We start from the raw sequence: 11,867 nt of genomic DNA, 5'->3' as shown, positions 1-11,867 counted from the left end.
CGCCCTCGCTTCGCTTCGGGCACCCTGATGTCGCGTCAGGAAGATACACGCACCTCCTGCCCTTGACCGTAGACAGCACAAAGGGACGGTATTATCCTCGCTCGGATAATACCGTCCCTTTTTGTACGCGTTTAGCTCTGCTGCGCCAGGTAGTTCAACAGCGTCGCGGTCAGCTCCGGGTCATGCGCCAGCGCCGTGCCGTTCAGGTGAGTCACCGGCGCAATCAGACGCACCGACGACGCCAACCACACGCCGTCCGACTCAAACAAATCCTGCGGGTAGAGCGGACCGAAGCCCAGCTCCCAGCCGGCCTGGCGTGCCGCCTCGAACACAGCGCCCTGCGTGGTGCCGGGAAGGATGCCGTGGCTCGGCTCGGGCGTATACAGCACCTTCTTGCCGTCCTCAATCTTGGCAACCAGCACCGAAGAGGTGGCACCCTCCAGCACGCGACGCTCGTCAGTGATGAAGATTGCGTCATCCGCGCCGCGCTCCTGAACGTACCGCAGGACCGCCATGTTCACCGCGTAGGAGAGGGTCTTCGCACCCGCCAGAAGCCACGGGTAGGCGCTGTTGTCCATCGGCTCGTGGCCGCGCGGCAGCAGCATCGCCTTCACGCCCTCGGTGCGGCGCTTCACGATGGAGGCGGGCACCGGCGACGCCATAATCAGCGTGTACGGGCCCGGCTGCATGGAGGTCACCGCCTGGGTGGGGCCGCGCGAAATAATGATTTTCACGATGTGCTCTTCACCCAGCGCAGTCTCGGCACCGGCGGTCGCCTCACGCATGAGGCGCTCCACCGCCGAACGCAGAATCTCGGGTTCCGGGTCGGGCAGATCCAGCATACGCGCCGAGGATTCGAGGCGGGATAGGTGCATGCCGAGCTTACGCACGCGACGATTGACGGACAGCATAGTCTCGAAGACGCCGTCGCCGCGGGTGAAGCCCTGATCATCAACGCTGATGAGGGGCACGGACGGGTCAACGAAGATGCCCTGCGGGTTCTGCTCGTTCAGAAGAATTACGGTACTAGACATAGTCTTATTGTACGTTCGCAGCCGAACCGTAGGCAGGAGGTGCCGTACCTTCCTGTTCAGTAGTAGCGGGTGTAGCCGCATTTTCCGGAAGCGCCCTCAGGGTGTCAGCCCGGACGCTCTCCGCAGCGAAGGAAGAGTGCGGGCGCCTCCCTACCCGTGTCCCAGCGCGGGAAGACGGTATCGTCCGTAGTGACATCAGGGTGCCCGAAGCGAAGCGAGGACGGGTTCCCTGTAGGAACGAGGGCGAATACCGCTTCCCAAGCGGAACCACGAAAGCGAAACCAGAAACGGAACGGTCTAGGCCCAGAGGAACTGAATCGTACCCGCCGCAATAGATGCACCGTACGCAACAGCGATAATGACGGCGGCAGCAATGCTCACATGCACATCACGCGGCGAATAGGACGGCACACGAGCCCAGGTGCGTTCGCCCGCGCCGAAGCCGCGCGCCTCCATGGTGATGGCGAGGCGGGAGCCGCGGCGGATAGCCTGCACGAGCAGGGCGAAGCTTTGCCCACCAAAAGTTTGTGCACGCCCAATGAGGGATTGGCCTGCGCCGAGTCCGCGGGCGCGTCGTGCTTGGCCGAGGGCGTTCCATTCGGCGAAGAGGATGCCGACGAGGCGGAGTGCGGCGACGGTGGCGAGCACGAACCGGGAGGGTAGTTTGAAGGTTTGTGCGAGGGAGTCGCCGAGGTCGGTCGGGTCGGTGGTGAGTACGAATGCGAGGGTGGGTAGGACCATGGCGAGGGAGCGGATCATCATGGCTGCGCCGACGGCTGCGGAGTCGGTGGTGATGGTGTTGAAGCCGAGGTTGAGGATCACGTCGCCGGTTTTGGCGCTGAGCATGGCGACAGACCAGCCGGTGGTGATGACGGCGATGAGGATGGGCCAGAAGCGGGTGAGGACGTTGACGGGTCGGAATCCGACGAGGATGAATCCGAGGAGTTCGAGGGCGAAGAGGATTCCGGAGGTGAGGGGGTCGCGCACGATGAGTGCGGCGATGATGAGGGTGAAGGAGACGATGAGTTTTACGCCGGCGTTGAGGTTGCTGAAGTAGCTGGTTCGGTCGATGGTGCCGAAGAAGTCGGTGTTCATGCGTTCTCCTTTCCGGGGGTGGTGAGGGCGGGTAGGGTGATGTGGTTGCCGCCGAGTGCGGCGGTGTAGTCTTCGTCGTGGGTGATGGAGATGATGGCGGTGCCGCCTGCGAGTAGTTCGCGGATGAGGTCGACGAGTTCTGCCCAGGTTCGTGCGTCTTGGCCGAAGGTGGGTTCGTCGAGGATGAGGATTTTGGGTGCGGTGGCGAGTGCGGAGGCGACGGAGAGCCTGCGTTTTTCGCCGCCGGAGAGGGTGAAGGGGTTCGCGTCGAGTAGGTGGGTGAGGCGTAGGCGGGCAGCTAGGTCATTGGTGCGGGCGGCGAGCTCGTCTTCGTTGAGGGGGTTGCGGGTGAGTGCGGCGAGTCGGCGGGGGCCGAGTTCGAGTTCTTCGCGTACGGTTCCGCGGATGAATTGGTATTCGGGTTCTTGGAAGACGTAGCCGATGCGGCTGAGCATTTGGGCGGGGGTCCAGGTGGGCACGTCCCAGTGTGCAGTCTGACCGCCGTGGTTACGCAGCGCGTCGGTGGCGGTGAGGGTGCCGTCGGGCGCGGTGAGGAGCCCTGCGAGGGTGAGGGCTAGGGTTGATTTGCCGGCGCCGTTGGGGCCGAGCACGCTGAGGTGTTCGCCGGCGTGCAGGGTGAGGTTGATGCCGCCGCGAAGTACGGGCAGGTCAACCGGTGCAGGTGCGGGGGTGTCGCCGAGGCGTTTGATGGTGCGTCGGCGGGCGCGTCGTTGTTTGGGGGTGGGTTGTGCGCGGGTGATGCTGAGGTTTTCGGCGCGCAGTAGCGCTTCGCCGTGCTCGCTATTGCCCGCAACGTCGCCGCCCGCAATATCACCGTTCTGCGGCGCGCGCGGCACGTAGTTGGGTACCCACACGCCCGCGTCGATGAGTTCTTGGCGTGCTTCGGTGAGCACGGTGTCGGGTGCGCCGTCGTGGGTGATGGTGCCGCCTTCGCCGAGCACGATAATGCGGTCCATGTGCGGCGCCCAGATGCTCACGCGGTGTTCTACGACGAGCAGGGTCGCGCCAGTCGCCTCCGCGGCGGAAAGGATGCTGTCGCGCACCTCCTGCACGCCGGAGGGGTCTAGGTTGGCGGTGGGTTCGTCGAGGATCATGGCGCCGGGGTGCATCGAGAGGATGCCCGCCAGGCCGAGGCGCTGTTTCTGCCCGCCGGATAGTGCGCTGCTGGGGTGGTCGAGGGGCAGGTGGTTGAGCCCTACTGCGGTGAGGGCTTCGGTGACGCGGTCCCAGATTTCTTCGCGGGGTACGCGCAGGTTTTCGGGGCCGAAGGCGACGTCGTTGCCGACGGTTGCCATGACGATGGAGGATTCGGGGTCCTGCTGCATCATGCCTGCGGTGCCGCGCGCTTCGGCGGGTGCTTGCCCGTTGATGGTGATGGTGCCGCCGGCGGATTCGCCGTCGTCATCGTGGAGCACACCGGCGATGGCGTGCAGGAGCGTCGATTTGCCGGCGCCGGAGGTGCCCAGCAGCAGGACTTTTTCACCGGGGTTGATGGTGAGGTTGAGTCCGCTGATGACGGGTTCTGGGCGGCCGGGGTGGTGCCAGCTGAAGTTGTTGAGCTCGATGCGCGCCCCGCGCGGTGTTGCTTCCATGATGGTTCCTTAGCCTTTTGTGTGGCTGCTGTAGTGTGCCGAGTGATGACTCGTGGTGAGTGACTCGTGGTGAGTGACTAGCCGGTGGATAGTTGCTGGTGGTTAGCGGCGGGTCTTGCCGGATGCCAGCGAGGAGAGCACACCGGTCTTGGCGAGGTTCTGCACGAGAATCCATGCGAGGAAGCCTGCGATCACTGCGCCGGAGATGACGGCGCACGCTACGTAGATGATTGCCTTGACCGGTTCCATGTCGGGGTAGTAGATGAAGATTTCGTTAACACCCATGAACAGGCCGCTGAGCGCACCGGCGAAGACTGCTACGAATGCGTCCCAGCGACGGTAGCGGAAGATTGCGAAGGCGATTTCAGCGCCAACGCCCTGGAAGAAGCCGGCAATCAGGATTTCACCACTCCACGCGCCGCCGGTGAAGAGCACGGAGATGAATGCTGCGACGATTTCACCGAAGAGTGCCGCACCGGGCTTGCGGATGAGCAGGCCGCTGAGGGTGCCGCCAAGCAGCCATGCGCCGGCGACGATGGGGCGGAATTCGGGTGCTGCTACGAGTGCAGTTTTGGCGGCGGGGCCGACTGCGATGTCCCAGATCCAGAAGATGACGGCGCAGGCTACTGCGATAACTGCGGCGATAACGATTTCGTTGACTCGCCAGCGCAGGTTCGGCTTCTTCGATTCTGCCTGGCTAGATGCCTGGGAGGCGGGGGTTGCGTTCTGTGACATTGGTGATCCTTCCGTCGTTGGAAGGGGAATGTCCTCGCCCTCTGATTGGACGAGGGCATTGAGAAGAAATTCGACTCCCTACGCCGGTACTAACCGGATCAGGTTCGAGGGTCTGCTTAGCACTCTCAGCGCCTCGGTGGCGCTCCCCTGTCGTTGTGGGCTTCCTTGTCCGTACCGTTGTGGTGCAGGTGGAAGCCCAGGTTCGATTGTAGGCGTGTCTGGCTGTTCGTGCCAATTTGCCGCTTTTTGTTTTCTTCTTCTGCCCACATTACAGAATTGCACGGTGTACAATTTTGGGACGGAGCGGCTCCAAGGCGGCACGAACGCCTTAAACCCTATACGCTAGGGAGTGGCGCTCTTTTCTCACCCAACCCCGAAGGGGTTCACGGGCAGGACGCCGCATCGTATACAGCTAAGGAGATACACATGAACCCCGTCGCTAAGCTTGCCATTGCGGGTATCAACATGGGCGCTACTGCCCTGGTTGGTAAGGGTCTGGGCGCAGCCTGGACCAAGGCTACCGGCAACCAGCCTCCCGCCATTTCCCACGACTCTGAAGACACCCTGCGTCAGGTCATCCTCTGGACCGTTCTGACCTCCGTCGTCGGTGCTGTAGTGAGCTTCGGTATTGCTCGCCTGCAGCGTCGTTTCTTCAACTAAGACTTTGCGCCTTCCGCGCGAAAGTTCATGAACTAGGCGGTACGTATCTCCACTCGGTACGTACCGCCTGGTGTTCCATCTTCAGCACGCCCGCCCCACTTCAGCCGGTTTCACGCCGCCGCTACGCTGAAGCGCCACCTCGGCATCCGAAAGCACAACTATGACTATTTCTTCTCCCCGCCGTAAGACGAAGGCTCCGCGTAGGGTCGTTGACCACGCGAACAGCCGCCGTTCGGTCGCGTCCTGGGTCATGTGGGATGTTGGTTCGTCGAGCTTCGACTCGATTATGATGACCTTCATCTTCACCGTGTACCTGACCAGTAGCTATTTCGGCACTCCCGAAGAGACCTCCTCGGCGCTGTCTCTGGGTCTGACCATTGCAGGGTTCCTCATTGCGATTCTGGCGCCGGTGACCGGTCAGCGTAACGACAAGTCTGGCCGCGGCATCTTCTGGCTCGGCGTGAACACGCTACTGCTGGTCGCTTCGATGGCGGCGTGCTTCTTCGTGGCTCCCACCCCGCAGTACCTGTGGCTGGGTGTCGCCCTGATTTCTGCAGCGAGCGTGTTCAGCGAGTTCGCGTACGTGAACTATAACGCCGTGCTGCCGCGCATCTCTAACCCGGACAATATCGGTAAGATTTCGGGCGCTGGATGGGCTGCCGGCTACATTGGCGGCATCCTGGCGCTGGCTGTGGTGCTGTGGGGTTTTGTGCTTACCCCCGAGGTGCTCGGCCTGACCACCGAGAACGCCCTGAATATCCGTGCGGTTGCACTGTTCGCCGCCGCATGGTGCCTCATCTTCTGTGTGCCCCTGCTGGTGCGTATGCGCACCCGCGAGCGCTTCCTGCCGGAGGTGCTACCCACCCGCGAGCTACGTTTCCTGGAGCTGGGTCTGGAGCGTTTCTCCCCTGCTCGTCAGGGCGGTCTGCTCGCCTCCTACAAGGCGCTGTGGCGCACCATTAAGCGGCTGAAGATGACGTCCCCGCAGACCCTGTGGTTCCTGATTGCTTCGGCGGTGTTCCGTGATGGTCTGTCCGGTATTTTTACGTTCGGCGGTATTCTTGCGGCGGGCACGTTCGGTTTCAGCACTTCCGAGGTGATCCTGTTCGGTATTGCCGGTAGCGCTGTCGCGGCGGCTGGCGCGATCCTGGGCGGCTACCTGGATGACTACCTGGGCCCGAAGGCGATTATTGTTATCTCGCTGGTCGGCATTATCTTGGCGGCTACCCCGCTGATGTTCTTCCCCGAACCGGGCGTGTTCTGGGTATGCGCCCTGCTGCTGTGCCTGTTCGTGGGTCCGGCGCAGTCGGCGTCCCGCACCTTCCTGGCGCGTCTGGCGGACCCCGGCACTGAGGGTGAGCTGTTCGGTCTGTACTCGACCACCGGTCGTGCCACCAGCTTCCTGGCGCCGATGCTGTTCGGTCTGTGCGTGAGCATCATGGGCGCGCAGATTTGGGGTGTGCTCGGTATTCTGATTGTTGTGGTGGCGGGTCTGCTCCTGCTGCTGCCGGTGAAGGCGCCCGGTCCGCTGCGTATGCGTGCGGCTCGCCGCGAGCAGAAGCGTGAACAGAAGCGCCGCGACAAGGCTGGCCAGTAAAGCGGCTCAGTAAGGCTGCGCGGGGCTAAGCTCTCCGCACCCCGCAAACGCAACCTCGCGAACGCAACAGGAGGGGCGGGTAGAAGATCATCTTCTACCCGCCCCTCCTTCGTGCTTAAGCAGTGCTTATTCGGCGGTGCTCATCAGCGGAGAGCCGCGGCGGCTAGTCCTCCACCACGTCGTCCTCATCATCAGAAACAGCGTCCTCAGAGGAATCCAGCGCAATCTGCTGCTCCTCCTCATCAAGAACCTCATCGCTGGTCAGCTGAGCCCAGGTCGCGTCATCAATCAGCGGATCATCAATCACACGAACCCACAGCATCGAACCAGCCGCCAGAGCGCTCAGGTTCTCGTCATACGCCTCCGCAGGCAGACCCTCAAAGATCTCAGCCAGACGCGCAAACAGGTCATCGTACGAAATGTCGCCCTCAGCCTGCAGCCAGCACTCAGCCGCAAAATCAGACAGCTCATTCAGCTCAGTGTCACACAGCAGCAAGAACGGGCCGTCCTCACCCACACGCACACCCGAAGTACCCGGCATACGAGAAACCGCAATCGTACCGTTCAAGAACACACCCGGCAGGTGATCCTCAACCGTGTACTTCTCCAGGCTCTCAACCTCATCAGCATTCGGCAGCTCACCGCCATTCAGCAGATCCTGAACCAGCGGCAAAGTATCCTCAACCTCCGAGTACACCAGGCGCCACACGCCACCGCAACGCTCCACCAGCTTAGCCAGCGACACAACACCCTCAGGGTGACGCGCCAGACCCGAGCTCTGCTCACTCAAGAACACCAGAGCCTCGTGCAGCGGAACACGCTCAAAATACGGCTCCGAAGCCGACTCATCACGAGAAATGAACACAATACGCGACAGCTCATAGCTGAGGTCATCACGATCAACCACGTTCAGGCCCAAATCCACCGGGTTCTGCTGATCCTTCGGCGCATTCGGGTCAACAATCACAGACAACGGCTTCGGATACGGCGACACAACGCCCTCATCCGAAATAATCGCAGTCTCATCAGTCAGGTACGCAAACTTCGAACCCAAGAAACGCGACGCAGTCGTCTTACCGCTACCAGAAACACCCACCAGCGCAACAGCGCGCTTCGACTCAGGGTCACCAATAACAGCCGCATGCAGCATCACACCACGACCAACCAGCTGCTCAATCATCGCCAACGTAATACGGCTCGTCAGATCCTGCATACCCGAATCATCATCAGCCACACGCAGCGTCGAAACCTTATCAAACGAACCCATCAACGGATTCGCCAAATCCATCACCGACTCATCAGTCGGCGCATGAACCAACATCACCTGATCAAAACGAGACAACGAAGCATACGCCTCATCAGGAGTATCAAAAAACTCCGGAGCAAGAGGCTCCCACGCCTTCTTAAAACGCTCCACAAAAGAGTCCGACATATCAATCAGATACAAAGAAACTTCCGCGCCAGCAACACGCAGAACAACAGGCTTCAGATTCATCAAAAATCCTTAGAGAGTGAGAGATAAAAACCCGCACGCGAGTGAACGCACGAGCACAACAGGCGAAAAACCGCCCAACGCGGGCGCACAAACACACAGCCTGCACGCCCGCACCCCAAAGCGGGAAAGACTAAGACTCCACAGAACCATCCGCAGGAATCATCGTCTGATGAAAATTCAAATAACTACGCGAAGCAGTCGGGCCACGCTGACCCTGGTAACGGTTACCATACGCACCAGAACCATACGGATGCTCAGTCGGGCTACTCAAACGGAAGAAACACAACTGACCAACCTTAGAACCCGGCCACAACATAATCGGCAAAGTCGCCATATTCGACAACTCAAGCGTCACATGCCCCGAAAAACCAGGATCAATAAAACCAGCCGTAGAGTGAGTCAGAAGACCCAAACGACCCAGCGACGACTTACCCTCCAGGCGGGCAGCCACATCATCAGGCAACGTCACCTTCTCATACGTAGAACCCAACACAAACTCACCCGGATGCAGAATAAACGGCTCATCAGGAGCCACCTCAACCAGGCGCGTCAAATCCTCCTGCGGCTGAGCAGGATCAATATGCGGGTACTTATGGTTATCGAACAGACGGAAGAAACGATCAATCCTCACGTCCACACTTGCAGGCTGAATCATCGACTCATCGAACGGATCAAGAACGATGCGCCCATCAGCAATCTCTTGACGAATATCGCGATCTGAAATAAGCACGTTTAAAGGATACCTGGCAAACACCACCCACGTGCAGGCATCCACCAGCCCCAGCACACAGGCCTACATCACATTTCAACCCCTGCGCCCGGCACACAAACAGCCGCAACACATTTCGCCCTCGACAAGCAGGCGCGATACACTGAAAAGGATGCGGCTGTAGCTCAATGGTAGAGCGCACGCTTCCCAAGCCTGATACGCGGGTTCGATTCCCGTCAGCCGCTCCACAAGCCCCGGACTTCGTCGCGGGGCTTTATTTTTTAGGTTGGATGCGGTGGTTGGGCTGAGAGTTTAGGATGCGGCTTGGGTTGGACGGGTCGAGGCGGTATGTTCCTTGCTCCTGCAGGGAACCCGTCCTCGCTCCGCTTCGGACACCCTGATGTCGCGACGGAACATACCGACCTCTCCCCTACTATCCTCTCCCCTCTCCGGGAGGTGGAGTAGTGGGTGCGGGGTGCGTCGGGAGCGAGCCGCGGGCTGCTCGGCTTGGGAAGGGTGTGCGCGGAGGCGGGGTGGGGAATACTCGGGTGAGGTACCGCAGACAGCTCACCGGGAAACGGGATAGGTATTTGGGTGAGGTGGTGGCTCAGCTTAGGAGGTCAGGGTGCCTACCAGCGGGCTCAGCGCGAAAGGGCTTGCCGCAACTGCGCGAGCGCGGTGCCGCTATACCTTCCTGCAGCGACATCAGGGTGCCCGAGCTCTGCGAGGGCGGGTGCCCCTGCAGGAGCGAAGGAAGTGTATAGCGGGCCAAGCGCACACACCTCACAACGCTTGAAGGATGTTCAACTCACCACACAGTTGTGCTAACCTAACCACAGAAATTCAATGAGAGAATTTCTAAAAAACATCTACTCGACGAGGAATCGTAGACCCGCATGAACCGCGAAACACACCCCTACACCACCCCAGCACGCCCCCTCGACCTGAACCTCTACCTCGTCACAGGCGAGCACCCCCTCGAAACCGTCCGGGCAGCCAAACACGCCACCTGCATCCAAGTCAGGTCCAAACCCATCAGCGCGCGCGAGCTATACCAGCTCACCGAAGCTATCGCCGGCATCATCCAGCCGCACCAGACCCTCCTCATCGACGACCGTGTCGATGTCGCCCTCGCGTTGCGTGCCCGCGGCGTGCGCGTTGACGGCGTGCACATCGGTCAAGACGACCTGCCCGTAGCCGACGCCCGCGCCCTCCTCGGCGCCGACGCGATCATCGGTCTGACCACCGGCACCCGGCAGCTCGTCGAAGAATCCAACAAAATCGCGCACCTTATCGACTACATCGGCACCGGGCCGTTCCGCCCCAGCCCCACCAAGCAGTCCAACCGCCCGCCCCTCGGCATTGATGGGCTCCGCGAACTTGCTGAACTGTCCGCCGTACCGACCGTAGCTATCGGCGACATCACCCCCGAAGACTGCCCCGCCATCCGCACCACCGGAGTTGCCGGAATCGCCATGGTCCGCGCCTTCGTCGACAACCCCGCACTGCAGGCATAGCCATGACCATCACCATCATTGGCGGCGGAATCATCGGCCTCACCACCGCGTTTGAACTCACCGAACGCGGCGAAAGCGTGCACCTCATCGACGCCGAAACCAGCGGCTACGGCACCGCCGACGACGGCACGGCGCTCTACCCCGCCGCCAGCCACTACGCCGGCGGTATGCTCGCACCCATCGCAGAAGTGCAATTCCAGCAGGATGCGCTCTTCCCGCTCATGACCGCCAGCGCCGACGCCTACCCCTCCCTCATGGAAAGGCTCAGCCGCGCCACCGACCTGCCCACCGGCTACGACACCACCGGCACGCTCATCATCGCAGCCGACCGCGCCGACGCCGAACACCTGCAGCGCACCCGCGCCTACTACCGGGACATGAACCGCCCCGCAGACCCCGTCACCCCCACGCAGGCGCGCGCCCTCGAACCGCTCCTGGCGCCGCGCATTGCCGGTGCCGTGAGCATCCCCAGTGACCATCAGCTGCACCCGCGGCTCATGAGGCGAGCCCTCAAAGACGCGCTCACCCGCCGCGGCGTCACCTTCAGCACCGAACGGGTCACCGACCCGGATGCGGGCGACATTATCTGCACTGGACTAGGGGCAACACTGCACGGGGACTACCCGCTACGACCCGTCTACGGGGACATTCTGCGTCTGCGCGCCCCGCGACCCATCCTTAAGCATGTGGTGCGCGGCTATGTGAACTCCCGCCCCGTCTACCTCATCCCCCGCCCCGACGGGGAGCTGTGCATCGGCGCGACCAGCCGCGAAGACCACCGCACGCTGCCCGCCATTGACGGCGTACACCAGCTGCTACGTGACGCGATCCGGCTCGTGCCCGCGGTTGAAGAGTGCGAGCTTCTGGAGGCGAACGTCGGCGCCCGCCCCGGCACCCCGGACGACCTGCCCATCTTTGGGCACCGCACCCGTACTGACGGCACCCGCCAGCTTGTGTCCACGGGCTACTTCCGTCACGGTATTCTGCTTGCCGCGCTCGCAGGCAAGGTCGGCGCGGAGGTCGCCTGCGGGGCTGAGATTCCGCCCATTATGCAGGCGTGCGACCCGGCACGATTCACCCACTAAACACAGTCCCCGCCGGGTGCACCCGGCACCTTCACGAAAGGATTTCGCATGATCATCACCTACAACGGTGAGCCGCTAACCACCAACGCCCCCACCGTATTTGACCTTGTCATGGACCAGTTTGGTACCGAAAATGGCGTGGCTGTGGCGCTCAACCGCAGTATCGTGCCGCGTTCCACCTGGCTGGATGTGCCGCTGAGCGAGGGCGATAGGGTGGATGCCCTCACCGCCGTTCAGGGCGGCTAATCTTCCAGCCTGTACCGGCAAATACCCCCGGTAAAAAAGAACAGATATTCTCGGTTTTTGTTCCCTAAACCGGGCGCACCG

The 11,867-nt window shown here is 61.7% G+C and carries 11 protein-coding genes, 1 tRNA gene and 1 riboswitch; of the genes, 6 read left to right on the top strand and 6 right to left on the bottom strand.

Annotated elements, in window-relative coordinates:
• Positions 1–131: 131 nt before the first annotated feature.
• The 4 genes from HMPREF2749_RS07620 to HMPREF2749_RS07605 form a co-directional block, all read right to left on the bottom strand.
• Positions 132–1,034, bottom strand: a complete 903-nt coding sequence (locus tag HMPREF2749_RS07620; RefSeq protein WP_005509006.1) for an aminotransferase class IV — start codon at positions 1,032–1,034, stop codon at positions 132–134.
• Between the two features lie 297 nt (positions 1,035–1,331).
• Positions 1,332–2,129 carry an energy-coupling factor transporter transmembrane component T family protein gene (locus tag HMPREF2749_RS07615; RefSeq protein ID WP_070593965.1) on the bottom strand — a complete coding sequence of 266 codons (798 nt, stop codon included), beginning with the start codon at positions 2,127–2,129 and terminating at the stop codon, positions 1,332–1,334.
• On the bottom strand, positions 2,126–3,742 hold the full coding sequence (locus HMPREF2749_RS07610) for an ABC transporter ATP-binding protein (protein ID WP_070593963.1): 1,617 nt from the start codon (positions 3,740–3,742) through the stop codon (positions 2,126–2,128). The genes HMPREF2749_RS07615 and HMPREF2749_RS07610 overlap by 4 nt, the downstream gene beginning before the upstream one ends.
• 102 nt (positions 3,743–3,844) lie before the next feature.
• A complete protein-coding gene (locus HMPREF2749_RS07605; RefSeq protein WP_049350529.1) occupies positions 3,845–4,477 on the bottom strand; it encodes an ECF transporter S component in 633 nt (210 codons plus the stop codon).
• Positions 4,478–4,535: 58 nt separating this feature from the next.
• Positions 4,536–4,636: riboswitch (TPP riboswitch) on the bottom strand.
• 267 nt (positions 4,637–4,903) lie between these two features.
• Between HMPREF2749_RS07605 and HMPREF2749_RS07600 the strand changes: the two genes are divergently transcribed.
• The gene (locus HMPREF2749_RS07600) at positions 4,904–5,137 is read left to right on the top strand and encodes a DUF4235 domain-containing protein (protein ID WP_049347564.1); all 234 of its coding nucleotides are present in this window, start codon (positions 4,904–4,906) and stop codon (positions 5,135–5,137) included.
• 160 nt (positions 5,138–5,297) lie between these two features.
• Positions 5,298–6,734, top strand: coding sequence for an MFS transporter (locus tag HMPREF2749_RS07595; RefSeq protein ID WP_070593961.1), 1,437 nt, complete (start codon positions 5,298–5,300; stop codon positions 6,732–6,734).
• A 163-nt stretch (positions 6,735–6,897) separates the two neighbouring features.
• Here HMPREF2749_RS07595 and HMPREF2749_RS07590 read toward each other — a convergent pair whose 3' ends face one another.
• Positions 6,898–8,229, bottom strand: a complete 1,332-nt coding sequence (locus HMPREF2749_RS07590; protein WP_070593959.1) for a septin family protein — start codon at positions 8,227–8,229, stop codon at positions 6,898–6,900.
• Positions 8,230–8,359: 130 nt separating this feature from the next.
• Positions 8,360–8,959: a dCTP deaminase gene (gene dcd, locus HMPREF2749_RS07585; protein ID WP_005509013.1), complete on the bottom strand. Its 600-nt coding sequence runs from the start codon at positions 8,957–8,959 to the stop codon at positions 8,360–8,362.
• 153 nt (positions 8,960–9,112) lie between these two features.
• Between dcd and HMPREF2749_RS07580 the strand changes: the two genes are divergently transcribed.
• The 4 genes from HMPREF2749_RS07580 (at position 9,113) to thiS (ending at position 11,786) form a co-directional block, all read left to right on the top strand.
• A tRNA-Gly gene (locus tag HMPREF2749_RS07580) sits at positions 9,113–9,186 on the top strand.
• A gap of 648 nt (positions 9,187–9,834) precedes the next feature.
• The gene (locus tag HMPREF2749_RS07575; protein ID WP_049352197.1) at positions 9,835–10,455 is read left to right on the top strand and encodes a thiamine phosphate synthase; all 621 of its coding nucleotides are present in this window, start codon (positions 9,835–9,837) and stop codon (positions 10,453–10,455) included.
• Positions 10,456–10,457: 2 nt separating this feature from the next.
• Positions 10,458–11,540, top strand: a complete 1,083-nt coding sequence (thiO, locus tag HMPREF2749_RS07570) for a glycine oxidase ThiO (protein ID WP_070593957.1) — start codon at positions 10,458–10,460, stop codon at positions 11,538–11,540.
• A gap of 48 nt (positions 11,541–11,588) precedes the next feature.
• Positions 11,589–11,786 (top strand): sulfur carrier protein ThiS, encoded by a 198-nt coding sequence (gene thiS / locus HMPREF2749_RS07565; RefSeq protein WP_049340547.1) that lies wholly within the window; start codon positions 11,589–11,591, stop codon positions 11,784–11,786.
• Positions 11,787–11,867: the final 81 nt, after the last annotated feature.

The sequence above is a fragment of the Rothia sp. HMSC075F09 genome (assembly GCF_001810515.1).
GTDB lineage: Bacteria > Actinomycetota > Actinomycetes > Actinomycetales > Micrococcaceae > Rothia.
The sequence above is the reverse complement of the archived record's forward strand: the minus strand, read 5'-3'. Positions and strand labels throughout refer to the sequence as shown.

Coding starts and splice junctions, on each gene's coding strand:
- HMPREF2749_RS07620 (WP_005509006.1), bottom strand. CDS start 1,034: ATGTCTAGTACCGTAATTCTTCTGAACGAGCAGAACCCGCAGGGCATC.
- HMPREF2749_RS07615 (WP_070593965.1), bottom strand. CDS start 2,129: ATGAACACCGACTTCTTCGGCACCATCGACCGAACCAGCTACTTCAGC.
- HMPREF2749_RS07610 (WP_070593963.1), bottom strand. CDS start 3,742: ATGGAAGCAACACCGCGCGGGGCGCGCATCGAGCTCAACAACTTCAGC.
- HMPREF2749_RS07605 (WP_049350529.1), bottom strand. CDS start 4,477: ATGTCACAGAACGCAACCCCCGCCTCCCAGGCATCTAGCCAGGCAGAA.
- HMPREF2749_RS07600 (WP_049347564.1), top strand. CDS start 4,904: ATGAACCCCGTCGCTAAGCTTGCCATTGCGGGTATCAACATGGGCGCT.
- HMPREF2749_RS07595 (WP_070593961.1), top strand. CDS start 5,298: ATGACTATTTCTTCTCCCCGCCGTAAGACGAAGGCTCCGCGTAGGGTC.
- HMPREF2749_RS07590 (WP_070593959.1), bottom strand. CDS start 8,229: ATGAATCTGAAGCCTGTTGTTCTGCGTGTTGCTGGCGCGGAAGTTTCT.
- HMPREF2749_RS07575 (WP_049352197.1), top strand. CDS start 9,835: ATGAACCGCGAAACACACCCCTACACCACCCCAGCACGCCCCCTCGAC.
- thiO (WP_070593957.1), top strand. CDS start 10,458: ATGACCATCACCATCATTGGCGGCGGAATCATCGGCCTCACCACCGCG.
- thiS (WP_049340547.1), top strand. CDS start 11,589: ATGATCATCACCTACAACGGTGAGCCGCTAACCACCAACGCCCCCACC.